Source organism: Methylobacterium sp. ME121 (genome assembly GCF_000974725.1).
Classification (GTDB): domain Bacteria; phylum Pseudomonadota; class Alphaproteobacteria; order Rhizobiales; family Beijerinckiaceae; genus Methylobacterium; species Methylobacterium radiotolerans.
The window spans coordinates 50,677-76,586 of sequence record NZ_BBUX01000003.1 but is presented as its reverse complement, the minus strand read 5'-3'; the positions used below and the strand labels follow the sequence as shown (position 1 = coordinate 76,586).

Here is a 25,910-nt window from a genome sequence, read left to right as displayed (position 1 = left end):
ATTGCCCGACCGTTGCCGAGCCCTTAACACGCGCGGCCCGGCCCGGTAACTGCCCGTCAACCCTGATCGGCGAAGCCTCGGGTACAACCATTTCGCGTGGCAGGCGGCGGCCCGACGGGGGCCGCCGCGCGCGCGGCATCAAGGCGTCGCGATGGATCCCGCAAGCATCGGCAAGGCAGTGCTGCTCGCCCTGGTGGAGGGGGCGACCGAGTTCATCCCGGTCTCCTCCACCGGCCACCAGCTGCTGGTGGGGCACTTCATCGGCTTCCACTCGCCCAACAACACCTTCGAGGTGCTGATCCAGCTCGGCGCCATCCTGGCGATCCTGCTGGTGTATTTCCGCCGCCTCCTCGGGATCGCCACCGCCCTCCCGTCCGATCCGAAGGCCCGTCGCTTCGTGCTCGGCATCCTGGTGGCGTTCCTGCCGGCGGCGATCATCGGCGGTCTCTTCTCGAAGCTGATCAAGGCCTACCTGTTCAACCCGTGGATCGTCTGCGCGACCCTCGTGGCCGGCGGCCTGGTTCTCCTCGTCATCGACGACACCGACCTCGAGGTGAAGAAGACCGACGTCTACGACTTCACGCTGCCGATGGACCTGAAGATCGGCATCTTCCAGTGCCTGGCGATGATCCCCGGCGTCTCGCGCTCGGGCGCCACGATCGTGGGCGCGATGCTGATGGGCGCCGACAAGCGCTCGGCTACCGAGTTCTCGTTCTACCTCGCGATGCCAACCATGGCGGGCGCCTTTGCCAAGGACCTGCTCGACAACTACAAGTACCTTTCGGGCAACGATGTCGGCCTGATCGTGATCGGCTTCATCGTGTCGTTCGTCTCGGCGCTGTTCGTGGTGCGATTTCTCCTCGACTACGTCTCCCGTCACGGCTTCTGGCTGTTCGCGTGGTGGCGGATCATCGTCGGCGCCCTCGGCTTCGCCGGCCTGATCATCCTCGGCTGACGCGGGGGCGCCGCGCTCCTGTACACGCGACGGCCCATCCGCCTCGCCGGCGGCGCCCCGGCGCGACGATCCGGATTGACGGGCGCTCCTCGCTTCGCCTCGGCCGCCGCCCTCAAAAATCGGTGATCGGCGGCTTGAGCTTTCCTCAACCATCGGGCGATTGCCAGCGGCGGGGCGGCGTGCGAGGCAAACGCATGAAAGCGGTGCAGAAGACGCCGCGCCCTGGGACGTACCGATGGAAGACAGACCGCTCGCCGACCTCTTCGAGCCCGCGGACCGAGCCCGCTGGCTCGGCCTCGTCGAAGGCGTCCTGAAGGGGGCCGATTTCGAGAAGCGGCTGGTGTCGCGCACGGCCGACGGCCTGCGGATCGAACCCCTCTACGGACCGGCCGAGCCGGCGGCGCAGCCGGTGCGCGAGCCCGGGCCCTGGCGGATCGCCCAGCGTGTCGACCATCCCGACCTCAACACCGCCAACGCGCAGGCGCTCACCGACCTCGAAGGCGGGGCCGATGCCCTCGTGCTCGCCTTCGCGGGCGCGCCGGGCGCCCGCGGCTACGGTCTGACGGCGGCGAGCGTCGAGGAGCTCGACGCCGCGCTGAAGGGCGTGATGCTGCCGCTGATCGCCCTGCGGATCGACGCCGGGGGCCGCGGCCTGGAGGTGGCCCGGCTGGTCAAGGCGCTGGCGGAGCGCCGCGGCGAGGATCTCTCGACCTACGATCTGGATCTCGGGCTCGATCCCGTGGGCGTCCTGGCGGCCACCGGCAGCCTCGGGGCCGTCTGGACGGACATCGCCCCCCGCCTCGCCGAGACCGTGGCCGAGCTGGAGGCCGCGGGTTTCCGCGGCCGAGCCTTCCTGGCCGACGGCCGGCCCTACCACGAGGGCGGCGCGGGCGAGGCGGCAGAGCTCGGTGCTGTGCTCGCCACCGCCGTCGCCTACCTACGCGCCCTGGAGGCCTCCGGTCACGATCTCGCGAGCGCCCGCGACCGCGTCGCGATGCTGCTGGCGGCCGATGCCGACGAGTTCGTCACCGTCGCCAAGTTCCGCGCCGTGCGGCGCCTCTGGGCGCGGGTGGAGCAGGCCTGCGGCCTGGACCCGAAGCCGCTGCGGCTCCACGCCGAGACGGCGTGGCGGATGATGACCAAGCGCGATCCGTTCGTGAACATCCTCCGCACCGGCATGGCGGCGGCCTCGGCCGGCATGGGCGGCGCCGACAGCGTCGCGGTCCTGCCCTACACGCAGGCGCTCGGCCTGCCCGACGCCTTCGCCCGGCGCGTGGCGCGCAACAGCCAGATCGTGCTCATCGAGGAGTCGCATCTCGCGCGCGTCAGCGACCCCGCCGCGGGCGCCGGCGGTTTCGAGGCCCTGACGGCCGAGCTCGCCGACGCGGGCTGGGCGGCGTTCCAGGCGATCGAGGCCGAGGGCGGCATCGTGGCCTCGCTCAGCGTCGGCAAGCTCCAGCGGCGAATCGAGGTGACCCGCGAGGCCCGCGCCAAGGCGGTGGCGAACCGCCGCGAGCCGCTCACGGGTGCGAGCGAGTTCCCGAACCTCCCCGAGAAGCAGGTCACGGTTCTCGACGTGCCGCCCGTGGCGGCGGGGCGCGGCTCCAACTTCGGTGCGGGTTCCGCGGTCGCCTGCGACGCGCTGCCGTCCCAGCGCCTCGCGGAGCCCTACGAGGCCCTCCGGGACGCCTCGGACGCCTTCCTCGCCAAGACCGGGCGCAGACCGGTCGTGTTCCTGGCCAATCTCGGCCCGGTGGCGGCCTTCAACGCCCGGGCGACCTTCGCGGCCAACGCCTTCGCGGCCGGCGGACTCGAGTCGGTCTCGAACGAGGGCTTCCCCGACGCCGAGTCGGCGGCGGCGGCGTTCCGGGAGTCCGGCGCCAGCCTCGCCTGCATCTGCTCCACCGACGGGATCTACGCCGAGCGCGCGGTCGAGACGGCGAAGGCGCTCGCCGAGGCCGGCGCCGGACCGGTCTACCTCGCCGGGAAGCCGACGGACCTGGCCGAGCCGCTGAAGCAGGCGGGCGTGGCCGCCTTCCTGCATGTCGGCTGCGACCTGCTCGCCCTCCTCAACGCGGCGCTCCGCGCGGCCATGCGGACACCGGCGCCGCAGACGTCGCGCTGACGGGGCGCCGGCCTCTCCGAAGCCCTCGGCACCCCGGACTCGCATGACGCCCCGCCTCGCCGTCGCCCTGCTCCTCGTCGGCACGCTGCCCGCCGCGGCCGCCCCGCGCCCGGCCGCCCAGCCCGACCGCTTCGACGGCACGTGGAGCGTCGAGATCATCACCGAGGCGGGGACCTGCGACCGCGCCTATCGCTACCCGGTGCGGATCGAGCGCGGGCGGGCCCGCTTCATCGGGACCGCCTTCACGGTCGAGGGCGGCGTCGCCCGGAACGGCGCGATCCGCGGCACGATCTCGAACGGCGCCGCGACCGCCGACGTGCGGGGGCGGCTGGGCTCGGACGGGTTCGGTGCCGGAACCTGGGTCGCGTCCGGAGCCCTCGCCTGCCGGGGACACTGGAACGCGGAGCGGCGCGGCTGAGCCCGGCTGTGGCCGTCGCGAAACAGCCCGGATCTTGCCCGGGATCGGGCGTCCGGACCGAGCCGCCAGCCCCGATCCCGACGCAATCATGAGCGAGAGCTGAACACGGTTCGGACACCCGACGAGGCCGCCCGTATGAAGACTTCGATCCTCGCCACTTTCGCCGTCCTCGCGCTCGTCTCGGCTGCCGAGGCGCGGCCTCACCGGCACCCGGCCGCCCCGAAGGTGAACGCCGCCGAGGCCGAGAAGGTGCTGGGGCCGCTGCGGCAGGCCGCCACCGCGTGCTTCGCCGAGACGGTGCTGTCGAACCCGAAGGCCACCGCCGAGGCGCGCGCCGGCCGCTGGTACGAGGCCGTCGGCATCACCGGCTTCCTCTGCCGCCCGGAGGTCGCCGCGATGATCCAGGCCCACGACAGCCTCTACGGCGCGAAGACCGGCGAGCGCTACTTCAAGGGTGCCTACGTCAAGCACCTGGACCAGCAGCTCGCCGAGCGCCTCCAGCCGATGTTCGCGCGCAAGGCCGTCGCCAGCGCCGAGCCGCCGGTCGAGAAGGCCTCGGCCGAGGAGCCGGCCGAGAACAACTGAGCGGGAACCGACCGGGCCCGCCGCGCCTTCCCCGACCCGGAGGCGGCGATGCCCTACGAACTCCATTACTGGCCGATGATCCAGGGGCGCGGCGAGTTCGTCCGCCTCGCGCTCGAGGAAGCCGGCGCCGACTACGTCGACGTGGCCCGCCAGGACGACGATTCGGGCGGTATCGGACCGATGCTCGACCGCCTGTCCGACCCGGCCGATCCGCGGCCGCCCCTGGCTCCGCCCTTCCTGCGCGACGGCGACGTCGTCGTCGGGCAGAGCGCCGCGATCCTGCTCTATCTGGGGCCGCGCCTCGGCCTCGTGGGCGCTTCGGAGAGCGACCGGATCTGGACCCACCAGCTCCAGCTCACCGTCGCGGACGCGGTCGACGAGGCGCACGACACCCACCATCCCGTCGGCGTCGGCCTGTACTACGCAGATCAGAAGCCCGAGGCGCTGCGCCGGGCGGCCGAGTTCCGGGACGAGCGCATCCCGAAATACCTCGGCTATTTCGAGCGCGTGCTGGCGGCGAACGGCGGCGGCCGGCTCGTCGGCGCGAATCTCTGCTACGCCGACCTGTCGCTGTTCCAGCTCGTCGACGGCCTGCTCTACGCCTTCCCCAGGGCCACCGCCGCGGCCCTTCGGAGGACGCCGCAGGTGGCGGCGCTCCACGAGACCGTGGCGCGGCGCCCGCGGCTCGCCGCCTACCTCGCCAGCGAGCGCCGGATCCCGTTCAACGAGGACGGCATCTTCCGCCGCTATCCCGAACTGGATCCCTGAGGCGCGCGCCGGGGCTCACCGACGCGGGCCGGCGATCAGGATCGCCGCGAGCGCCAGCGCGATGAGCCCGAGCACCAGCGACAGGAGGCGCCAGAACAGCAGCGGGTCGCGCTCCAGAAGCGACGCCCGCCGGCCGTCCGTGAAGGCCGGGTTGGGGTGGCGCAGGTCGTGGACGAAGGCCGACAGGGCCGCGTAGCGCCGTTCCGGATCGGGATGAACGGCCCTGCGCAGCGCTTCGTCGACCCAGACGGGCAGCAGCGGGCGTACGGTGAGCGCCGACGCGTAGCGCAGCCGCCGCTGCGCCGCGCGCGTCCGCGCCCGGGGCACCGCGTCGCCGTAGGGCAGCCGCCCCGTCAGCATCTGGTAGGTGATCACGCCGACCGCGAAGACGTCCGACCGGACGGTCGCCGGGGCGCCGAGGAAGCACTCGGGCGCCGTGTACTGCACCGTGCCCAGGATCTCCGACGGGTCGATCCGCGGGTCGCCCTCGACCACGCCGGCGACCTGCGTCGCGCCGAAATCGATGACCTGGACGGTCCCCGCCGCGTCGATCAGGACGTTGTCGGGCCGCAGGTCCTGATGGACCATCTCCCGCCGGTGGAAGGCCTGCACGCCCCGGGCGAGCTGCTCGACGAGCGCCCGCACCGCCTCCAGTTCTGGCGCCGCGTGGTCGCGCATCCACTGGGTCAGCGTCTGGCCCTCGACGTAGCGCATCACCGTGTAGAGGTGGCTGCGCTGGCCGGCCCGGGAATGGGCCTTGAGCACGTGAGGACTGTCGATCCGGCGCGCGATCCACTCCTCCATCACGAAGCGCTTCCGATGCGCCGGGTCGTCCCGCAGGTCGAGGGACAGCACCTTCAGGGCGACCTGGGCGCCGGTCTCGGCGTCCACCGCGAGGTAGACGCGGCTGCGCGGACCGGAGTGCAGGATCCGCAGCAGCCGGAAGCCGTCGAGCTCCGCGGGCGGATCGAGCAGCGGCGCCGGGTCCAGCCCCTCGGCCTCGCCGAGCAGGTCCGCCGGCTCGCCGGCCGGCACCGTCTCGACCCGCACGATCTGGATCGTCAGGTTGTCCGGGCTGCCGGCCGCCAGGGCCATCTCCACGATCGCCCGCGCGGCGGCGTCCAGGGTCTCGGCCGCCGCGATCGCCGCCACGATGTCGCGGGGCCGGACATGCTCGTGCACGCCGTCGGTCGTCAGCACGAAGGTGTCGCCCGCCGCGATGCCGACGGCGTGGTAGTCGATCTCCAGGCGGGCCTGCGCCCCGAGCGCCCGGCCGAGATAGGATTCCGCGGGGGAGACCACCACGCGGTGGTCCTCGGTGAGCTGCTCGAGGGACCTGCCGGAGACGCGCCAGATCCGGCCATCACCGACGTGGAAGAGGTGGGCCGCGCGCGATTTCAGCACGAGGGCGTCGAAGGTCGTGACGTGACCCCGGTCGAGGTCGTTCGGGTCGGCGCCGCGCCGGGTCTCGGCGAAGAGCCAAGAATTGGTCGCCGCGATCACGCGCTGCGCCGAGGTCTTCACCGACCACGTGTCGGGCGTGGCGTAGTAGTCGCTGAGGAAGCTCTTGACCGCGGTCTCGCTCGCCGCGGCCCCGGCGGCGCTGCTGCTGATCCCGTCGGCGAGGGCCACCGCGATGCCCTTCAGGCCGAGGGCCGGCTGGACCGGGACCAGGGCGCCGTTGAAGTCCTGGTTGGCCGCCTTGCGGCCGGCGCTGCTGTGCTGGCCGATCGTGACCGTCAGGTCGGCCGGACCGTCCGAGACGGCACTCACGCGGCGGCCGCCGCGCCGTCGCCGCGGCCCCGGTACGACAGGGCCTCCGCGAGGTGGAGCCGGCGGACCTGGGCCTCGCCGTCGAGATCGGCGAGGGTCCGGGCGACGCGCAGCGTCCGGTGGAAGCCGCGGGCGGAGAGGCGCATGCTCTCGGCCGCCTGACGGATCAGCGCCGTCCCGTCGGCGTCGGGGCTCGCGACGTCCGAGATCAGCGTCGCCGGACAGGTCGCGTTGGTGGTGGAATCCGGCAGACCGCGCGCGGCGTAGCGCGCGCCCTGGAGGGCGCGGGCGGCCGACACGCGCGCGGCCGCCTCGCGGGAGCCCTCGGCCGGCGCCGGCAGGATCAGGTCGGCGGCCGTGACCGCCGGCACCTCGACGCGCAGGTCGATGCGGTCGAGCAACGGTCCGGAGATCCGCGACTGGTACTGCGCCATGCAGCGCGCGTTCGGCCCGCGCCGGCAGGCGTAGCCCGGTTCGAGTCCCTGGCCGCAGCGGCACGGGTTCATCGCCGCGACCAGCTGGAAGCGCGCCGGGTAGGTGACCCGGTGGTTGGCCCGGGCGATCATCACCGCCCCGGTTTCCATCGGCTGGCGCAGGCTGTCGAGCACCTGCGGGGCGAATTCGGGCAGCTCGTCCAGGAACAGCACCCCGCCATGGGCGAGGGAGACCTCCCCGGGCCGGGCGCCGAGCCCGCCACCCACGAGCGCCGCCATCGAGGCGGAATGGTGCGGCTGCCGGAACGGGCGGCGGCTGGAGAGGGCGCCGCCCTTCAGCGCGCCCGCCACCGACTGGATCATGGAGATGTCGAGCAGCTCGCGCGGCGTGAGCGGCGGCAGGATCGACGGCAGACGGGCCGCGAGCATGGATTTGCCCGAGCCCGGCGGACCGTTCATCAGCAGGTTGTGGCCGCCGGCCGCCGCGATCTCGAGGGCGCGCTTGGCACCCTCCTGCCCCCGGATGTCGGCGAGGTCCGGAAGCGGCCCGGTCGGCGCGGCGACGGCGGGCTCCGGCCGCGCCATGACCTGGCTGCCCTTGAAATGGTTGGCGAGCTGGATCAGCGAGCGCGGCGCGAGCACGTCGAGGTCGCCCCCGGCCCAGGCCGCCTCCGGTCCGGTGGCGGCCGGGCAGATGAGCCCGAGCCCCCGGGCACCGGCCGCCACGGCGGCCGGCAGCACGCCGCTGACCGCCGTGATGCTGCCGTCGAGGGCGAGTTCGCCGAGGACGCAGTAGCCGGCGAGCGCGTCGGCCGGGATCGCGCCGATCGCCGCCATGACGCCCAGCGCGATCGGCAGGTCGAAGTGCGAGCCTTCCTTGGGAAGATCCGCCGGAGCGAGATTCACCGTGATGCGCTTGGCGGGCAGTGCCAGTCCGGAGGCGATCAGCGCGCTGCGGACCCGCTCGCGCGATTCCGCCACCGCCTTGTCGGGCAGACCGACGACGGTGAAGACCACGGAGCCCGGGACGATCTGGACCTGCACGTCCACCGCCCGCGCCTCGATGCCCTCGAAGGCCACGGTGGCGACGCGGGTGACCATCGGTGCCAAGTCCTCGCCGCCGCGTTCCGGTACGGCCCAGATGTGCGGCAGATCCGGGAGCGGCTCAAGGGCATCGCCGCCATGGAACTCCGCTGCCGCCGGCCTGTTCACAGCCGGACACAATGGCCGGATCGGAGACAGCCATGCGCCTGACCACGACCCTTCTCGCCCTGACCCTGATCGCCGGCAGCAGCCTCGCCGCCCGCGCCGACGAGAAGCTCCCGCCCGACCAGCAGGCGAAGGTCGAAGCCATGCTCAAGCAGGAGGGCTTCACCAAGTGGAAGGAGATCGAGCTCGACGACGGCATGATCGAGGTCGACGACGCGATCGACGCGAGCGGCAAGCAGTTCGACCTGAAGCTCGATCCGCAGACCCTGGCGATCGTCAAGCGCAAGGCCGAGTAGGCGGCGCCGAGAGGCAGCGCTTGCGTTCGGAGCGAGGCCCGGCCATATAGCCGGCGGGGGGTTGGCGAGGGACGTTTCACTCGCCAACCGGGTCAGGTCCGGAAGGAAGCAGCCCTAACGAGACCGAGCGGGTCTTCGTCCAGCCTCCCACCTCATTCCACGGCGCGCGGCAGCCAGACCCAGACACGGCATGGACGCTACGACCGGCACGCCTGACGACGAGCCGGGCCTGCCCGGGTTTCCAGCGCCCCCCGCCGCGGCGACGCCCTACCGGGTGCTCGCTCGAAAGTATCGCCCCACCAATTTCGGCGACCTGATCGGCCAGGACGCGATGGTGCGGACCCTCGCCAACGGGTTCGCGGCCAACCGCATCCCGCAGGCCTGGATGCTCACCGGCGTTCGCGGCGTCGGCAAGACCACGACGGCGCGCATCCTGGCCCGCGGCCTCAACTACGCCCGCGCCGGACAGCCCGACACCGGCCCGACCGTGTCGATGCCGGAACTCGGCCTCCACTGCGCGGCGATCATGGAATCCCGGCACATGGACGTGCTGGAGATGGACGCCGCCTCGCATACCGGTATCGACGACGTCCGGGCGATCATCGACGGCATCCGCTACGGGCCGGTCTCGGCGCGCTACAAGGTCTACATCGTCGACGAGGTCCACATGCTCTCCGAGAAGGCGTTCAACGCCTTCCTGAAGACGCTGGAGGAGCCGCCGCCGCACGCGAAGTTCGTGTTCGCCACCACGGAGATCCGCAAGGTCCCGGTGACGATCCTGTCCCGCTGCCAGCGATTCGACCTGCGCCGCGTCGAGGCGCCGACCCTGCACGCCCATCTCGCGAAGGTCTGCGCGGCCGAGGGGGTCACCGTCGAGGACGAGGCGCTGGGGGCCATCGTGCGGGCCGCGGAAGGGTCCGTGCGCGACGCGCTCTCGCTGCTCGACCAGGCGATCGCCCACGGCGCCGGCACGATCACCGCGCAGAGCGTCCGCGACATGCTGGGCCTCGCCGATCGCGCCCGGATCCTCGACCTGTTCGAGGCGGTGATGCGCGGGTCGGTCCCGGCCGCCTTCGCGGAACTGCGGGCGCAGTACGATTCCGGTGCGGACCCGTCGGTGGTGCTCTCGGATCTCGCGGCCTTCACGCATCTCGTCACCCGGCTCAAGGTGGTGCCGGAGGCGGCCGCGGACCCGACGCTCAGCGAGACGGAGCGCGTCCGCGGGGCCGCGTTCGCCGACAAGCTCTCGATCCGCGCCCTGTCGCGGGCGTGGCAGATCCTGCTGAAGGCGATTCCCGAAGTCCAGGCCGCGCCCCGGCCGCTCGCGGCGGCCGAGATGGCGATCGTGCGCCTCGCCTACGCGGCCGATCTGCCGACCCCCGACGAGGCGCTGCGCCAGCTCAGGGCCGAGGCGGCCGCGGCCCCTGCGGACGAGGCCCCGGCCGTGTCGGCCCGGCCGCCGCTGCCGCCGATCCCCGACCTGCGCGGCGGCTCCGCCGCGCTCGCCGCGGCACCCCGCACGGCAGCCGCGGACACCGCCCCGGTCGCGGCACCCGTGACCGCGCCCATCGCCGTGAACGCGACCGCGAGCGTCGCCATGAGCGCGCCCGTCGCTGCGCCGGCGCCGAGACCGGCGCCCGTGGCACCGCCGACGCCGCGCCTCGGACGGTTCGAGGACCTGATCGCGCTGGCGGACGCCAACCGGGACATCCTGCTGCGGACCGCCCTCGAGCGCGACGTCCACCTGGTGCGCTTCGAGGAGGGCCGGATGGAGTTCCGCCTCGCCTCCGGCGGCCGGTCGAGCCTCGCCAACGACATCGCCGCCGCCATCGAGCGGTGGACCGGGCGGCGCTGGGTGGTGGCCCTGTCGAAGGACGAGGGCGCCCCGACCCTCGACGCGGCGGCCCGGGCCGCCACCGAGACCCGCCGGGAGAATGCCGCCGCCGACCCCTTCGTGCGCGAGGTGCTGACGCGCTTCCCCGGGGCCGAGATCGTCGACGTGCGCGAGACCGCGCCCGAGGCCCTGCCCTCCGCCGAGCAGGAGATCCTCGGGGAAGGCGATGCCGCGCGGGTCGGCGAGGTCGAGGACGACGACGCCTGACGCGGCGCACGGTGGCGCCCGGGCCGGGCCATACCCAGATCAGACGAGGAAACGGAAAGAGAGCCGCATGCGCGACCTGATGGGCATCATGAAGCAGGCTCAGGCCATGCAGGAGAAGATGGCCAACCTGCAGTCCGAGATGGACGAGATCGAGGTGAGCGGCGCCTCCGGCGGCGGCTCCGTCCGGGTCACCATGACCGCCAAGGGCCAGATGAAGGGCGTCAGCATCGACCCGTCGCTGATGGTGGCGGACGAGCGCGAGATCCTGGAGGACCTGATCGTGGCCGCCTGCAACGACGCCCGCGGCAAGGCCGAGGCGACCATGCAGGAGCGCATGGCCGAGCTGACGAAGGGCCTGCCGCTACCGCCGGGCATGAAGCTGCCCTTCTAGGCTGCAGGTCCGACGGAACGGTCGAATCCGTCGTCTTCGCGAGTGCGGCGGAGCGATCCGGCAGCGCCGCGCTCGTCGAGGACGCGCTGCTCTGGACTGCTTCGTCGCGCTCGCGAGGACGGGAGGAACGGGCGGCCCTGCGAGCCGCCCGTCCGATCTTCAGGCCGCGATCGCCTGCGCGGTCGGTCCGGCAGAGCGCACGTCGGCGTCGACATGGTCCTCGAACCGCTTGAAGTTGTCATCGAACATCTTCACCAGCCGCGCGGCCGTCTCCACGAAGGCACCCTTGTTGGCCCAGGTCTTCACCGGGGTCAGGATGTGCGGCTCGACGCCCGGAACCGAGACCGGCACCGCGAAGCCGAAGTACGGGTCACGCCGGAACTCGGCCTGCGCCAGCGAGCCGTCGAGGGCGGCGCTCAGCAGGCGGCGCGTCACGCGGATCGGCATCCGCCGGCCGGTGCCGACGCCGCCGCCGGTCCAGCCGGTGTTGACCAGCCAGCAATCGACGCTGTGCTTGGCGATGAGGTCGCGCAGCAGGTTGCCGTAGGTGCTCGGGTGCCGCGGCATGAACGGCGCGCCGAAGCAGGTCGAGAAGGTCGCCTCCGGCCCGGTCAGGCCGCGCTCGGTGCCGGCCACCTTGGCGGTGTAGCCCGAGAGGAAGTGGTACATCGCCTCGGCGCCGGTGAGCTTGGCGATCGGCGGCATCACCCCGAAGGCGTCGCAGGTCAGCATCACGATGTTCTTCGGATGCCCGGCCCGGCCCGTGGCGCTCGCGTTGGCGATGAAGTCCAGCGGGTAGGCGCAGCGTGTGTTCTCGGTGAGCGAAGCGTCGTCGAAGTCCGGCACGCGGGTGACCGGGTCGATGATCACGTTCTCCATCACCGTGCCGAAGCGCTCGGTGGTGGCGTAGATCTCCGGCTCGGCGTTGCGCGAGAGACGGATCGTCTTGGCGTAGCAGCCGCCCTCGAAGTTGAAGATCCCGGAATTCGACCAGCCGTGCTCGTCGTCGCCGAGCAGCTGGCGGGAGGAATCGTTCGACAGCGTCGTCTTGCCGGTCCCGGACAGGCCGAAGAAGATCGCCGAGCCGCCCTCGGCGTCGAGCGCCGCGTTGGCCGAGCAGTGCATCGGCATCACGCCCTGACCGGGCAGGATGTAGTTCAGGTAGGTGAAGACCGACTTCTTCATCTCGCCCGCGTAGGCGGAGCCGCCGATCAGCACGAGCTTCTTCGAGAAGTCGATGGCGATCACGGTCTTCGACCGGCAGCCGTGCCGGGCGGGATCCGCCTGGAAGCTCGGCAGGTCGATGATCGTCATGTCCGGCACGTAGGACGCGATCTCGGAGCGGTCCGGCCGGATGAGCAGGTTGCGGATGAACAGCGAGTGCCACGCGAACTCGGTGAACACCCGCGCCTTCACCCGGTAGGCCGGATCGGCACCGCCGTAGAGGTCCTGGGCGAACAGCTCCCTGCCCTCGGCGTGCTTCAGGAAGTCCTGGCGCAGGGTCTCGAACTGCTCGGGCGTGATGGCGCCGTTGTTGTCCCACCAGACCTCGTTCTCGGTGCCGGCGTCGCGGACCACGAACTTGTCCTTGGGCGAGCGGCCGGTATGGCTGCCGGTGGTGGCGACGATCGCGCCCCCGCGGGCGAGCTGCGCCTCCTTGCGGGACAGGGCCTCCTCGTAGAGGCGCGGAGCCTCGAAATTCCAGTGGACGGCCTTGAGGTCGCGGAAGCCGGCCGCCTCGGCGCCGTGGGCCGCGTTGTGATCACCGATGTTGGTCAAGATCGTATCTCCCGGGCCCCTGTTCGACCGTCGACGCGACTGAACCGGACGGCACCGCCGTCCGGGCTTGCCCGGGAGACGTCCGTGCGGTCGTACAGGACCGCCGCACGCAGGATCTCCGTTCCCGGCCGCTCGCCTCCCCACTCTCGAGTAGGTGGCGAAGCTTCGCTGTCATAAGGGGCCCCGCCGGGAGCCCGCAACGTGTACAAACAGGTTAGACCACAGTCGTGGACTCAGGAACCCAAGTCTGTAAGCAGTTCCGTTCGTCGGGCAGCATAATGCCACCGGCGGAGCGGCTTCGGAATACCCATATACCACACAAGCGGGTACTCACCCGTCCCCGGACCCTTGCGCGGCGCCCGCCGCCGTCTATGCCCGTCCGGATCCGAAGCCCCTTCCTCGCCCCAGAGGCACGATGCCCCAAGCCGTCGCCGGCCCCGAGATCGAGCGCCTGATCCAGCTCCTCGCCCGCATGCCGGGCCTCGGACCGCGCTCGGCGCGGCGGGCCGCCCTCCAGCTCATCAAGAAGCGCGACACTTTGCTCGGGCCCCTCGCCGACGCGATGCGGGTGGCGGCCGACCGCATCGTCGTGTGCACGAGCTGCGGGAACGTCGACACCTCGGACCCGTGCACGATCTGCCGCGACGCCGAGCGCGATCCGACGACGCTCGTGGTGGTGGAGGACGTGTCCGACCTCTGGGCCCTGGAGCGCTCCGGGGCCGTGAAGGCGCGCTATCACGTGCTCGGCGGCGTCCTCTCGGCGCTGGACGGCGTCCGGCCGGAGCACCTGAACCTCGCGAGTCTCGTGGAGCGCGTGGCCCGGCCCGAGGTCACCGAGGTCATCCTGGCGCTCAACGCCACGGTCGACGGCCAGACCACCGCCCACTACGTCACGGAGTCGATCCGGCACTGCGACGTGAAGGTCACGCGCCTCGCCCACGGCGTGCCGGTCGGCGGCGAGCTCGACTACCTCGACGAGGGCACGCTGTCGGCGGCGATCCGCAGCCGGACGGCGTTCTGAGGGTCGGCGACGGGCACCAACCGGTATTTGACCGGTCCACGGCCGCATCCTATTCGACGGAGAGCCCGGACCCGTCCCGGCGCCTTCCCTGCCGGTTCCTGCCATGACCATCCGCCCGCTCGTCATCCTTCCCGATCCTGTCCTGCGCCTGGGCTCCGAGCCGGTCGGGCCGATCACCGCCGAGATCCGCACCCTCGTCGCCGACATGTTCGAGACGATGTACGACGCCCCCGGCGTCGGGCTCGCGGCGATCCAGATCGGGGTGCCGAAGCGCGTCGTCACGATCGACACGTCGAAGGAGGAAGGCGTCCGCGACGCGCGGGTGTTCATCAACCCCGAGATCGTCTGGTCCTCGGAGGAGAAGCGGGTCTACGACGAGGGCTGCCTGTCGATCCCGGACTACTACGCCGAGGTCGAGCGGCCGGACCGGGTGCGGGTGAAGTTCCGCGACCTCGACGGCACGGAGCGGGAGATCGAGGCCGACGGCCTGCTCTCGACCTGCATCCAGCACGAGATCGACCATCTCAACGGCGTGCTGTTCATCGACCACCTGTCGAAGCTGAAGCGCGACCGGGTGATCAAGAAGTTCACCAAGGCGGCCAAGCGCGACGCGGCCTGATCCGGCCATGCGCGTCGTCTTCATGGGCACGCCGGACTTCGCGGTGCCGACGCTCGCCCGGCTCGCGCAGGACGGGCACGACATCGCGGCGGTCTATACCCGCGCGCCCGCCCGGGCCGGCCGCGGCATGAGCCTGCGCCCCTCGCCGGTCCACGCGCTGGCCGACTCGCTCGGCATCCCGGTCCTGACACCCGCGACGCTCCGCACGCCCGAAGCCGCCGAGACCTTCGCGGCGCACCGGGCCGACGTCGCCGTGGTGGTGGCCTACGGGATGCTGCTGCCGCAGGCGATCCTCGACGCGCCGAAGCACGGCTGCCTCAACCTGCACGGCTCCCTGCTGCCGCGCTGGCGCGGGGCGGCGCCGATCCAGCGCGCCGTGATGGCGGGCGATGCCGAGAGCGGCGTCGGCGTGATGCGGATGGAGGCGGGCCTCGACACCGGCCCGGTGGCGCTGGAGGCCCGGCTGCCGATCGCGCCGGGCATGACGGCGGGCGCGCTGCACGACGCCCTGATGCCGCTCGGCGCCGACCTGATGGCGCGGGCCCTCGCGGCGCTCGACGCGGGCACGCTGACCTTCACGCCGCAGCCGGAGGACGGCGTCGTGTACGCGCACAAGATCACCAACGACGAGGCGCGGATCGACTGGTCCCGGCCGGCCGCTGAGGTCGCGAACCGGATCAACGGGTTGTCGCCGTTCCCCGGCGCCTTCTTTGAGGTCGATCTCGGCAAGGGGCCCGAGCGGGTGAAGGTGCTGCGCGCCGCCCTCGCCCAGTGCGCGGGTTCGGGCGCGGGCGTGCCGGGCACGCTGCTCGACGCCGAAGGCACCGTCACGTGCGGGGACGGCGCCGTGCGGCTCGTGGAGCTGCGCCGCGCCGGGAAGGGCGGAAGCGCGAGCGGGGCCGAGTTCGTCCGCGGCGCGCGGCTGGCGCCCGGCGCCCGCCTCGGCTGATGCCCCGCTACAAGCTCGTCATCGAGTACGACGGCGGCCCCTTCTGCGGCTGGCAGCGGCAGGCCGACGATCCCACGGTCCAGGGCGCGATCGAGGCGGCCGTCACGCGCTTCTCCGGCGAGAATGCCCGGCTCACCTGCGCGGGTCGGACCGATGCCGGCGTGCACGCGATCCATCAGGTCGCCCATCTCGACCTCGCCAAGGACTGGCGGACCGACACGGTCCGGGACGCCCTGAACGCCCATCTGCGGCCGCAGCCGGTGGCGATCCTGTCTGCCGAGACCGTGCCCGACAGCTTCGACGCCCGCCACTCGGCGATCCGCCGGCACTACCGCTACCGCATCCTCAACCGGCGCAGCCCCGCGGCGCTGACGCGGGCCCATGTCTGGCACGTGCCGTGGCCCCTCGACGCGGACCTGATGCACGACGCCGCCCAGCGCCTCGTCGGCCGCCACGACTTCTCGGCCTTCCGGGCCGCCGAATGCCAGGCGAACAGCCCGATCCGCACGCTGGAGCAGCTCGACGTCGCCCGCGCGCCGATGGCGCTCCACGACGAGATCGTGGTGGCGACCGCGGCGCGCTCCTTCCTGCACCATCAGGTGCGGGCGATGGTCGGCACGCTGATGCTCGCCGGCTGCCGTCGCCTCGCCGCGGACGACGTGGCCGAGATCCTCGCCTCGGGCGACAAAAGCCGCTGCGGGCCGCTGGCCCCGGCCGCGGGGCTGACCTTCGTGGGCGTCGACTACGATCCCGGGAAATAGGCGTCGAGCACGCGCCCGTAGATCGCGGTCAGCCGCTCGAGGTCGGCGACCGCCACGCATTCGTCGACCTGGTGCATCGTCTCGCCGACGAGGCCGAACTCGATCACCGGGCAGGCATCCTTGATGAAGCGCGCGTCCGACGTGCCGCCGGTGGTGGAGAGCGTCGGCGTCAGACCGGTCTCGGCCCGGATCGCCTCGGCGACGAGCGTCACGAAGGCGTCCGGCCGCGTCAGGAAGGCCGGCGCGTTCGAGGGCTGGAGGTCGAGGGTGAAGCGGACCGCGTTCCCGGCCGCCTGCTCCAGGCGCCGGCGGATCTCGGCGCCCAGGCTCTCGGCCGTCCAGTCGTCGTTGAAGCGGACGTTGAAGGTTGCCCGGGCGGTCGACGGGATCACGTTGGTGGCTGGATTGCCGACGTCGACCGTGGTGAATTCGAGGTTCGAGGCGTCGAAATGCGCGGTCCCACGATCCAGAGGCTCGGCGATCAGCGCCGAGGCGAGGCGCAGCAGGCCGGGAATCGGGTTCTCGGCCTTGTGCGGGTAGGCGACGTGGCCCTGCCGTCCGAGCACAGTGAGCTTGCCGGTCAGCGACCCGCGCCGGCCGATCTTGATCATCTCGCCGAGCCGGCCTGGGTTGGTCGGCTCCCCGAGGACGCAGTGGTCGAACCGCTCGCCCCGGCGCCGCGCCCAGTCGAGGAGCTTCACGGTGCCGTTGACCGCGGGTCCCTCCTCGTCGCCGGTGATCAGGAACGCGATGGAGCCGCCGAAATCGGCCCCGCGCCGGTCGAGGAAGGCGAGGGTCGCCGCGAGCATGCAGGCGACGCCGCCCTTCATGTCGGCCGCGCCCCGGCCATACAGCATCCCGTCGGCCACGGCGCCCGCGAAGGGATCGTGGCGCCAGGCGCCCTCGCCCTCCGGCACGACGTCGGTGTGGCCGGCAAAGACGAGGCACGGACCGTTCTGCCCGATGCGGGCATAGAGGTTCGGCGTATCGGGATAGCCGGGCTCCGCGAAGACCGGCCGCTCGATCGCGAAGCCGGCCGGCCGGAGCGCGTCGGCGACCACGTCGAGGGCGCCCCGATCTTCCGGTGTCACGGACGGGCAGCGGATCAGGTCCTGCGCGAGGCGCAGGGCCGCGTCGGGGGCGTGATGGTCAGCCGGCATGAACCCGTCCTCGGCGGCGCGAGGTGCCGCGCGGCCCGCTTAACCCGAAGCGGGCCGCCCCGGAACTCCCGACCCGGGCCCTACTTGGTGACCACGACCTGCACGTCGCCGTGGCGGCGCTGCACCGAGACGGTGACGTCGTCGTCGTAGCGCTGGAAGCGGATGTCCAGGCGCGAGCCGCCGAGCTTCACGTTGTAGAGCGTCACCCCGTCGAGGAAGCCCGGCAGGATCGGGTTCTTGAGCCGGACGCGGTTGCGCTCGTGGTCCAGTTCGAGGCCGAGGCAGGCCGCCAGGAACGCGAACGGCGCCGCCGCCGCCCAGGCCTGCGGGCTGCAGGCGACCGGGTACGAGACCGGGCCGCGCTGCTTGCGGCGCATGAAGCCGCAGAACAGCTCCGGCAGCCGCTTCTGGTCCTGGTAGAGCGAGGTGTCGAACATCCCCTGGAAGATGCGCGCGGCCTCGTGCTTGCGGTCGTAGCGCGCGAGACCCATCGCGATCAGCGCGTTGTCGTGCGGCCAGATCGAGCCGTTGTGGTAGGACATCGGGTTGTAGCGCGCCTCGCCCTTGGCGATCGTGCGCACGCCCCAGCCGTTGAAGCCGTCCTTGCACAGCAGCGTCTCGGCGACCCGCGCCGCCCGCTCCGGCTTGGCGATGCCGGTGAACAGGGCGTGGCCGGCATTGGAGGAGCGGACCGCGCACTGCTTCTTCGCGCCGTCGAGCGCCAGCGCGTAGGTGCCGATCTCCTCGTTCCAGAACGCCGCGTCGAACCGCTCGCGCAGGCTCGCGGCCTCCTGGGTGAGCCGCTCGGCCATCGGGTCGTGGCCGAGGAGCGCCGCGAGCTTCGCCATGCCGTTCTTGGCCGCGTAGACGTAGCCCTGTACCTCGCAGAGAGCGATCGGGCCCTTGGCCAGGTGGCCGTCGGCGTGGAAGATCGAGTCGTGGCTGTCCTTCCAGCCCTGGTTCTCGAGGCCCTTGTCGGTGTCGCGGGCGTACTCGACGAACCCATCACCGTCGCGGTCGCCGTAGCGGTCCATCCATTCGAGCGCCAGTTCGAGGGCCGGCCAGATCGCCCGCACGGTCTCGAGGTCGCCCGTGACCGCGTAGTACTCCCAGGCCAGCATCACGAAGAGCGGCGTGCCGTCGATGGTGCCGTAATAGTGCCGGAACGGCACCTCGCCGAGCATCGCCATCTCGCCGCGGCGGGTCTCGTGCAGGACCTTGCCGGGCTGGGCGTCGGCGGCCGGATCGACCGCCTTGGCCTGCGTCGAGGCGAGGTAGCGCAGGACCCCCCGGGCGAATTTCGGGTCGATCCACAGGGCCATCATCGCGGTGATGATGCCGTCGCGCCCGAACACCGTGGAGTACCAGGGGATGCCGGCGAACGGGTAGATGCCCTCCGGGGTGCGGCTCGCGAGCATGTAGAGGTCGGCGGTTGCCCGGCACAGGCCCTCGTTGAACTGGTCGTTCGACGAGATGATCGTGGTGATGCCGGCGGTCAGCGCGCGCAGGTCGCGCCGCGAATCGCGGTAGGCGCGCGCGAAGATCGTCCCCTCACCGAGATCCTTCGGCTCGCGCCGGGCGCCGCCGGCATTGGCCGCCAGCGTGAGCCGGGCGGCCGCGTCCTCGCCGACCATCGTGTCGGTCGGCGGCTTGGTGAAGGCCCGGTGCGCCTCGAAGGTCACCCGGATGAACAGGGAGGTCCGGCCGCCCGGCGGGAGCGACACGTCGAACGCCACCTTGCCGGGCTCGATCGAATCGGGCTTCGGGCCGAAATGCAGGGACGTCGTCCGGACGATCTCGTCCAGGCCGACGTAGCGGAACTGCACCTCGCGGTCGCTCGCCACCAGGACGCCGCGCTTGCCGCGCTCCTGACGGTCGGTCCCGCGGACCTCGAAGAGGTCGCGGAAGTCCGCGTCGAAGGTGACGGCGATGCGCAGGCGCCGGTGCTTCGAATCGTACGAGCGAAGGCCGATCCGGTCGTAGCAGGCGCCGCGGAACAGGAACTTGGTGCGCTCGATCGCGATCGTCTCGCGGGGGATCGAGGTCTCGTCGTGGGCGTCGATGCGGATGTCGGGTGTCGTCATGTCGACGCTGAGCGCGCCGTTATCGTCCTGCATCACCGAGGAGAGCATCAGCGGGCGCTGGCCCTCGACCGTCACCTCCAGGCGCGAGAGGTAGCGCGTGTCTTGGAAATAGAGGCCTTCCGGCCCGGGCTGGACGCCGATGTCGCCGTAGGAATCGAGGACGCCGAAGGCCTCGCCGAACTTCAGCGAGCGCAGCGGCCGCTCGACCAGGGAGGTCTGCGCCTCGATATGGTAGGTCGGGAGGACGTCGTCCGCGTCCTGGAATCCGTGCGCCACGCTTCCGGCGCTCGCCGCGGTCCGGGCCTTCGCATCGTGGGCCGCTGCCGTGTTGTCCGCCGCCATGCAGGGCATCTCCGGGTGCAAGTGAGGGGTGCGAATCGAGAGGGCTGCTGCATCCCTACGATGCAGCAGCCCTTGTTCACCCTACGGATGAGTCGCCTTTAAGACGCTAGGCCGAGCCGGACCCGCCTCGCAAGCCCGGTGCCGTGTTTCAGGCCGGCATGGCGGCGACCGGGATCGCCGGTCGCGCGGAGCCGTTGACCTCGCCGTACTGCGGCATGAACCCGGACTTCGGCAGCTTGATCACGTCGGCGCCGCGGGCGAGCAGCTCCTCGTAGGCGGCCACGTACTTCTTCACCATGCACTCGGCGGTGAAGGCGCTCTCGAAGTGGCGGCGCACGCCGGCGCGGCTCATCGCCTTCACCTTGGCGACAGCGGCCACGGCGTCGTCCATGTTATCGCAGAGCACGCCGCCGACGCCGTCCTTGATGACCTCCGGCACGGAGCCGTTCCGGAACGCGATCACCGGGGTGCCGGCCGACATCGCCTCGATCATCACGAGGCCGAAGGGCTCCGGCCAGTCGATCGGAAAGGCGAGCGCCAGGGCGTTGCCGAGGAAGTCCTTCTTCTGCTCCTCGTTGATCTCGCCGATGTACTCGATCAGCGGGTGGTGGAACATCGGCTCGATGACCTCGTCCCAGTAATCCTGATCGGCCTTGTCGACCTTGGCGGCGATCTTGAGGGGCGTGCCGGAGCGGATCGCCATCTCGATCGCGCGGTCGGGCCGCTTCTCGGGCGAGATCCGGCCGAGGAAGGCGAGGTAGCCGCCCTTGGCCTCCGGGTAGTACGGGCAGTTCTCGGCCGGCAGGCCGTGATGGATCGTCGCCAGCCAGTTGGAGGTCGGCGGCATGGGCAGGCGCTGATTGTCGGAGATCGAGACCAGCGGCATGCCCGTAAAGGTGCGGTAGACCGGCATGAAGTCCGGCACGTCGAGCCGACCGTGCATCGTGGTGATGCACTTGTGGTTCAGATCCTCGAACATCGGGTACTGAAGCAGGTCGATGTGGAAGTGCAGGATGTCGAACTCGTGCGCGCGGCGGTGCACCTGATGCAGCATCGCCAGGTGGCTGGCCGTGTGATCCCGGTAGCCGAGCAGGCGCAAGCCCTCGGGCGTGCAGGCCGCGAGCTTGGCAGTCGTCTCGGAGTCACCGCTTGCGAACAGCGTGACTTCGTGGCCCTGGCGAACCAGTTCCTCTGTAATCCAGCTGACGACGCGCTCGGTGCCGCCGTAGAACTTCGGAGGGACGGCCTCCGACAACGGAGCGATCTGGGCAATGCGCACGAAGTGTCTCCTGGTTGGCCAATTTGACGGGGGGTCTAACCCTGCCGGCCTGAGCGGGACATGAATGAAACCGACGGCTAAGGTTATGGTTCCTGGCGCACCCGCTGTCCCTCGCCGTTTTGTGCGGCGCGCAAGCCGTCCCCGAATTCCCCCGAATCAGCACGGGTGAAACGGCCGCTGCCCCGCCGTCGCCGATTCGCCGGAGCGGGTGTCCTGCAGAGAAGCTCGGTCTCCGGGCTCGATACGCCGAAGCACGGCGACGCGTTCCGTCTGATCTCGATCTCGTGCTCCGATCCGCGGGCGTTGCCGCCGCGTCAGCTTTCTGTCATAAGCCGCCCCGCGTCGAACCGCCCGGCCGATAGGGCTGCCGTGGCGGCTCGTGCTGCTCCACCAGAAGCATCAGCGCGCGAACCTCATCCGATCCTCCCGGATCGGTCCGAGATCATTTCGCGCAACGGAGAGCCAAATGCCCAAGTTGAAGACGAAATCGGGCGCGAAGAAGCGCTTCAAGATCACCGGCACCGGCAAGGTGATGTACGCCCAGGCCGGCAAGCGCCACGGGATGATCAAGCGGACGACCAAGCAGATCCGCAACCTGCGCGGCACCACGACCCTGTTCGAGGGCGATGCCGCCAACGTGAAGAAGTACTTCCTGCCGAACGCGCGGTAAGTCCTTCAACACCCGTTGCCACTGTCTTTCGTCGAATCCAGGAGATAACCGATGGCCCGCGTCAAGCGCGGCGTGACCAGTCACGCGAAGCACAAGAAGGTTCTGAAGGCCGCCAAGGGCTACTACGGCCGGCGCAAGAATACGATCCGCATCGCCAAGCAGGCGGTCGAGAAGGGCATGCAGTATGCCTACCGCGACCGCAAGAACAAGAAGCGCACGTTCCGCGCCCTCTGGATCCAGCGCCTCAACGCGGCAGTCCGCGAGCACGGCCTGACCTACTCGCGCTTCATCGACGGCCTGGCCAAGTCCGGCATCGTCGTCGACCGCAAGGCGCTGTCGGAGCTGGCGATCCACGAGCCGGCGAGCTTCGCCGCCGTCGTCGAGAAGGCGAAGGCCGCGCTGCCGCAGAACACCGCCAAGGCCGCCTGATCCAGGCCTGAGGCGAGACGGACGGAAGGCGCGGTTCCCCTGAGGAGCCGCGCCTTCGTCGTTTACGAGGTCCCGCGCGCCGCGCTTGCGCCCGGGCGCACAACGCGCGAGAGCACGGCCCGATGGCCGACTCCGCCAACCCTGCTCGAAGACAGCGATGACCGATCTCGACACCCTCGAACGCGATCTCCTGGCCCAGGTGGGCGCGGCGTCCGACGAGGCGGCCCTCGACGCGGTCCGCGTCGCCGCGCTCGGCAAGAAGGGCAGCGTCTCGGACCTGCTGAAGACCCTCGGGTCGATGACGCCGGAGGAGCGGAAGGAGCGCGGGCCCCTGATCAACGGCCTGCGCGACCGTGTCCAGGGCGCCGTCACCGCGCGCAAGACCGAGCTGGCCGAGGCCGCCCTGGAGGCCCGCCTCGCCTCCGAGCGGGTCGACGTCACCCTGCCGGTCCGCGAGGCCCCCGAGGTGCGCGGCCGGATCCACCCGATCTCCCAGGTGATAGACGAGATCACCGCGATCTTCGCCGACATGGGCTTCGCGGTCGCCGAGGGTCCGGACATCGAGACGGACGAGCTGAACTTCACGGCGCTCAACTTTCCGCCCGGCCACCCGGCCCGCGAGATGCACGACACCTTCTTCCTGGCGCCGGACCGCGACGGGAAGCGCAAGGTGCTGCGCACCCACACCTCGCCCGTGCAGGTGCGGACCATGCGGGCGCAGACGCCGCCGATCCGCGTGATCATCCCGGGCCGGACCTACCGGCACGATTCCGACCAGACCCACACGCCGATGTTCCATCAGGTCGAGGGGCTGGTGATCGACACGAGCGCCAACATCGCCAACCTGAAATGGGTGCTGGAGGAGTTCTGCAAGGCGTTCTTCGAGGTGGACGGCGTGAAGATGCGCTTCCGCCCGTCCTTCTTCCCCTTCACCGAGCCCTCCGCGGAGGTCGACATCCAGTGCTCGCGCAAGGGCGGCGAGATCCGCTTCGGCGAGGGCGACGACTGGCTGGAGATCCTCGGCTGCGGGATGGTCCACCCGAACGTGCTGCGCAATTGCGGGCTCGACCCGGACGCCGTGCAGGGCTTCGCCTTCGGCGTCGGGATCGACCGAATCGCCATGCTCAAATACGGCATGCCGGACCTGCGGCCGTTCTTCGAGGCCGACGTCCGCTGGCTCGACCATTACGGCTTCCGCCCGCTCGACGTGCCGAGCCTCGTGGGCGGCCTCACGGCCTGAGCCGCCCCGGCCGAGCCGCGGCCCTCCGGCCCCGGTGACGGCCCCGCGATCCTGTTCCTCCGACGGTCGAGCCGATACCGGGCTCTCGAAGGTCCATCATGAAATTCACCCTCGCCTGGCTCAAGGACCACCTCGACACCGAGGCTTCCCTCGACACCGTCGCCGAGACGCTCACGCGGATCGGCCTGGAGGTGGAGGGCATCGAGGACAAGGCCGCCGCGCTCAAGCCCTACGTCATCGCCCGGATCCTGACGGCCGAGCAGCACCCGAACGCCGACCGGCTCCGGGTCTGCACCGTCGATACCGGCGCGGGCGCGCCTGTGCAGGTGGTCTGCGGCGCCCCGAACGCCCGGGCCGACCTCGTCTCGGTCTTCGCGCCGCCGGGCACCTACGTCCCGGGCAAGAACATCACCCTGTCGGTGGGCACGATCCGCGGCGTCGAGAGCCGCGGGATGCTGTGCTCGGGCGCCGAGCTCGGCCTCGGCGACGACCACGACGGCATCATGGAGCTCCCGACCGACGCGCCGGTCGGACAGGCCTACGCGCTCTATGCCGGGCTCGACGATCCGGTCATCGAGATCAACCTGACGCCGAACCGGCCGGACTGCGCCTCGGTCCACGGCATCGCCCGCGACCTCGCCGCCGCCGGCATCGGCACGCTCAAGCGCGAGACCCTGCCGGGCGTGCGCGGCGAGGGCCCCTGCCCGGTCGAGGTCGCGCTGGCCCTCGATCCGGCCGACCGCCACCTCGCCCCGCTGTTCGCCCTGCGGCTGGTGCGCGGCGTCAGGAACGGCCCGTCGCCGGCCTGGATGCAGGCGCGCCTGCGCGCTATCGGCCTGCGGCCGATCAACAGCCTCGTCGACATCACCAACTACGTCACGTTCGACCGCGGCCGGCCGCTCCACGTCTTCGACGCCGCCAAGGTCGCCGGCGCGCTGACCGTCCGGCGGGCGCGGGAGGGCGAGAGCCTGCGCGCCCTGGACGGCCGGACCCACGCCCTCACCGACGACACAGTGGTGATCGCCGACGCGAACGGCGTCGAATCCATCGCCGGCATCATGGGCGGCGAGGCGTCGGGCTGCGACGCCGGCACCACGGACGTGCTGATCGAGTCGGCCCTGTGGGACCCGACCAACATCGCCCAGTCGGGCCGCCGCCTCGGCATCATCACCGACGCGCGCTACCGGTTCGAGCGGGGCGTCGACCCGGCCTTCACGCTCCCCGGCCTCGACCTCGCGACGCGGCTCGTGGTCGATCTCTGCGGCGGCACGCCGACCGAGGCGCGGGTCGCCGGGGCGCCGCCCGAATCCGAGCACGTCATCGACTTCCCCTGGACCGAGGTCCGCCGCCTCGCCGGCATCGACGTCCCGCGCGCCGAGATGCAGCAGATCCTCGAGACGCTGGGCTTCCACGTCTCCGGCACCGGGGACAGGGTGACGGTGCGGCCGCCGTCCTGGCGGCCCGACGTCGAGGGCAAGGCCGACCTCGTCGAGGAGGTCGTCCGCATCGCCGGGCTCGATCGGATCGAGGCCGAGCCCCTGCCGCCGCTCGCCGGGATCGGCCGTCCGCTGCTCACCGTGATGCAGAAGCGGACCCGCCTGGCCAAGCGCGCCCTGGCGAGCCGCGGCCTCATGGAGGCGGTGACGTGGTCGTTCGTCCCGCACGACGACGCCGTCCTGTTCGGCGGCGGTGGCGCCGACCTGATCCTGGCCAACCCGATCGCCTCGGAGCTGTCCGACATGCGGCCGAGCCTGGTGCCGGGCCTCCTGCGCGCGGCCCAGCGCAACGCCGACCGCGGCTACCCGGACGCCGCCCTGTTCGAGGTCGGCCAGTGCTTCGCCTCGGACGAGCCGGAGGGCCAGACCATCCGCGCGGCGGCGGTCCGCCGCGGCGGGGCGACCCTGGCCGGCGCCGGGCGGCACTGGGACGGCAAGGCCGCGACCGTCGACGCCTTCGACGCCAAGGCGGACGCCCTCGCCCTGCTCGGCAGCCTCGGCGTGCCGACGGGCGGCCTCCAGATCACCGCGGGCGGCCCGTCCTGGCTGCATCCCGGCCGCTCGGGCACGCTGCGCTTCGGCCCGAAGACCGAGATCGGCTGGTTCGGGGAGGTGCATCCGCGGACGCTGCAGGCCCTCGACCTGAAGGGAACGCTCGTGGCGTTCGAGATCGTCCTCGACGCCCTGCCCCTGCCCAAGCTCAAGCCGACCAAGGCCAAGGCCGCCCTGGCGCTGTCGGAATTCCAGCCGCTGTCGCGGGACTTCGCCTTCGTGGTCGGCCGCGACGTCCCGGCGGGCGACATCGTCAAGGCCGCCCAGAACGCCGGGCGCAAGCTCGTGACCGGCGTCGACGTGTTCGACCTCTACGAGGGGCCGGGCGTGCCGGACGGCGCCAAGTCGGTGGCAATCGCGGTGCGCCTCCAGCCCGTCGAGCGGACCCTGACCGACGCGGAGATCGAGGCGGTGAGCGCCAAGATCGTCGCCGAGGTCTCCCGCAAGACGGGCGCGACCCTCCGGGCCTGAGGC

22 protein-coding genes and 1 other RNA gene are annotated in these 25,910 nt (G+C 71.5%); 17 read left to right on the top strand and 6 right to left on the bottom strand.

Annotated elements, in window-relative coordinates; translation table 11 throughout:
• The first annotated feature begins 151 nt into the window (after positions 1–151).
• The 5 genes from ME121_RS04090 (at position 152) to ME121_RS04070 (ending at position 4,851) form a co-directional block, all read left to right on the top strand.
• Positions 152–955, top strand: a complete 804-nt coding sequence (locus ME121_RS04090; RefSeq protein WP_012320081.1) for an undecaprenyl-diphosphate phosphatase — start codon at positions 152–154, stop codon at positions 953–955.
• Between the two features lie 235 nt (positions 956–1,190).
• Entirely contained in the window at positions 1,191–3,080 is a 1,890-nt protein-coding gene (locus tag ME121_RS04085) for a methylmalonyl-CoA mutase family protein (RefSeq protein ID WP_059408395.1), read from the top strand.
• A 43-nt stretch (positions 3,081–3,123) separates the two neighbouring features.
• Positions 3,124–3,498: a hypothetical protein gene (locus ME121_RS04080; RefSeq protein WP_012320083.1), complete on the top strand. Its 375-nt coding sequence runs from the start codon at positions 3,124–3,126 to the stop codon at positions 3,496–3,498.
• 135 nt (positions 3,499–3,633) lie between these two features.
• Positions 3,634–4,083, top strand: coding sequence for a hypothetical protein (locus ME121_RS04075; protein WP_012320084.1), 450 nt, complete (start codon positions 3,634–3,636; stop codon positions 4,081–4,083).
• A 48-nt stretch (positions 4,084–4,131) separates the two neighbouring features.
• Positions 4,132–4,851: a glutathione S-transferase gene (locus ME121_RS04070; protein ID WP_053621081.1), complete on the top strand. Its 720-nt coding sequence runs from the start codon at positions 4,132–4,134 to the stop codon at positions 4,849–4,851.
• A 15-nt stretch (positions 4,852–4,866) separates the two neighbouring features.
• Here ME121_RS04070 and ME121_RS04065 read toward each other — a convergent pair whose 3' ends face one another.
• Together ME121_RS04065 and ME121_RS04060 are read right to left on the bottom strand one after the other, a co-directional pair.
• Positions 4,867–6,624: a bifunctional protein-serine/threonine kinase/phosphatase gene (locus tag ME121_RS04065; RefSeq protein WP_059408394.1), complete on the bottom strand. Its 1,758-nt coding sequence runs from the start codon at positions 6,622–6,624 to the stop codon at positions 4,867–4,869.
• Positions 6,621–8,159: a YifB family Mg chelatase-like AAA ATPase gene (locus ME121_RS04060; RefSeq protein WP_059408393.1), complete on the bottom strand. Its 1,539-nt coding sequence runs from the start codon at positions 8,157–8,159 to the stop codon at positions 6,621–6,623. The genes ME121_RS04065 and ME121_RS04060 overlap by 4 nt, the downstream gene beginning before the upstream one ends.
• Before the next feature lie 143 nt (positions 8,160–8,302).
• Between ME121_RS04060 and ME121_RS04055 the strand changes: the two genes are divergently transcribed.
• The 4 genes from ME121_RS04055 (at position 8,303) to ME121_RS04040 (ending at position 11,055) form a co-directional block, all read left to right on the top strand.
• On the top strand, positions 8,303–8,563 hold the full coding sequence (locus ME121_RS04055; protein WP_043074035.1) for a PepSY domain-containing protein: 261 nt from the start codon (positions 8,303–8,305) through the stop codon (positions 8,561–8,563).
• 54 nt (positions 8,564–8,617) lie between these two features.
• Positions 8,618–8,716: signal recognition particle sRNA small type (ffs, locus tag ME121_RS04050), an RNA gene on the top strand.
• Between the two features lie 37 nt (positions 8,717–8,753).
• Positions 8,754–10,664, top strand: a complete 1,911-nt coding sequence (locus ME121_RS04045; protein ID WP_059408392.1) for a DNA polymerase III subunit gamma/tau — start codon at positions 8,754–8,756, stop codon at positions 10,662–10,664.
• Between the two features lie 67 nt (positions 10,665–10,731).
• Positions 10,732–11,055 (top strand): YbaB/EbfC family nucleoid-associated protein, encoded by a 324-nt coding sequence (locus tag ME121_RS04040; RefSeq protein WP_012320090.1) that lies wholly within the window; start codon positions 10,732–10,734, stop codon positions 11,053–11,055.
• 159 nt (positions 11,056–11,214) lie between these two features.
• On the opposite strand, the gene ME121_RS04035 is transcribed toward ME121_RS04040, so the two are convergent.
• Positions 11,215–12,834: a phosphoenolpyruvate carboxykinase gene (locus ME121_RS04035; protein ID WP_012320091.1), complete on the bottom strand. Its 1,620-nt coding sequence runs from the start codon at positions 12,832–12,834 to the stop codon at positions 11,215–11,217.
• 415 nt (positions 12,835–13,249) lie between these two features.
• Between ME121_RS04035 and recR the strand changes: the two genes are divergently transcribed.
• From recR to truA, 4 genes are all read left to right on the top strand, one after another.
• Positions 13,250–13,855: a recombination mediator RecR gene (gene recR / locus ME121_RS04030; protein ID WP_012320092.1), complete on the top strand. Its 606-nt coding sequence runs from the start codon at positions 13,250–13,252 to the stop codon at positions 13,853–13,855.
• A gap of 103 nt (positions 13,856–13,958) precedes the next feature.
• Positions 13,959–14,474 carry a peptide deformylase gene (gene def, locus ME121_RS04025; RefSeq protein ID WP_012320093.1) on the top strand — a complete coding sequence of 172 codons (516 nt, stop codon included), beginning with the start codon at positions 13,959–13,961 and terminating at the stop codon, positions 14,472–14,474.
• A 7-nt stretch (positions 14,475–14,481) separates the two neighbouring features.
• Positions 14,482–15,423, top strand: coding sequence for a methionyl-tRNA formyltransferase (fmt, locus tag ME121_RS04020; RefSeq protein WP_059408391.1), 942 nt, complete (start codon positions 14,482–14,484; stop codon positions 15,421–15,423).
• Positions 15,423–16,184 carry a tRNA pseudouridine(38-40) synthase TruA gene (truA, locus tag ME121_RS04015; RefSeq protein WP_043074038.1) on the top strand — a complete coding sequence of 254 codons (762 nt, stop codon included), beginning with the start codon at positions 15,423–15,425 and terminating at the stop codon, positions 16,182–16,184. Before fmt ends, truA begins: the two co-directional genes overlap by 1 nt.
• Here the strand turns inward: truA and dapE are convergent.
• From dapE to ME121_RS04000, 3 genes are all read right to left on the bottom strand, one after another.
• Entirely contained in the window at positions 16,166–17,344 is a 1,179-nt protein-coding gene (gene dapE, locus ME121_RS04010; RefSeq protein ID WP_012320096.1) for a succinyl-diaminopimelate desuccinylase, read from the bottom strand. The genes truA and dapE overlap by 19 nt on opposite strands.
• A gap of 80 nt (positions 17,345–17,424) precedes the next feature.
• Positions 17,425–19,770: an amylo-alpha-1,6-glucosidase gene (locus ME121_RS04005; RefSeq protein ID WP_024829497.1), complete on the bottom strand. Its 2,346-nt coding sequence runs from the start codon at positions 19,768–19,770 to the stop codon at positions 17,425–17,427.
• A 148-nt stretch (positions 19,771–19,918) separates the two neighbouring features.
• The gene (locus ME121_RS04000) at positions 19,919–21,049 is read right to left on the bottom strand and encodes a glycosyltransferase family 4 protein (protein WP_059408390.1); all 1,131 of its coding nucleotides are present in this window, start codon (positions 21,047–21,049) and stop codon (positions 19,919–19,921) included.
• Positions 21,050–21,515: 466 nt separating this feature from the next.
• Here ME121_RS04000 and rpmI point away from each other — a divergent pair, with 466 nt between their 5' ends.
• From rpmI to pheT, 4 genes are all read left to right on the top strand, one after another.
• On the top strand, positions 21,516–21,719 hold the full coding sequence (gene rpmI, locus ME121_RS03995) for a 50S ribosomal protein L35 (RefSeq protein ID WP_007561407.1): 204 nt from the start codon (positions 21,516–21,518) through the stop codon (positions 21,717–21,719).
• 51 nt (positions 21,720–21,770) lie between these two features.
• Complete coding sequence (gene rplT, locus ME121_RS03990) at positions 21,771–22,148, top strand: 50S ribosomal protein L20 (RefSeq protein ID WP_012320099.1); 378 nt, start codon at positions 21,771–21,773, stop codon at positions 22,146–22,148.
• Between the two features lie 157 nt (positions 22,149–22,305).
• Positions 22,306–23,388, top strand: coding sequence for a phenylalanine--tRNA ligase subunit alpha (pheS, locus tag ME121_RS03985; RefSeq protein WP_012320100.1), 1,083 nt, complete (start codon positions 22,306–22,308; stop codon positions 23,386–23,388).
• Positions 23,389–23,486: 98 nt separating this feature from the next.
• Positions 23,487–25,907 carry a phenylalanine--tRNA ligase subunit beta gene (gene pheT / locus ME121_RS03980; protein WP_059408389.1) on the top strand — a complete coding sequence of 807 codons (2,421 nt, stop codon included), beginning with the start codon at positions 23,487–23,489 and terminating at the stop codon, positions 25,905–25,907.
• The last annotated feature ends 3 nt before the right edge of the window (positions 25,908–25,910 follow it).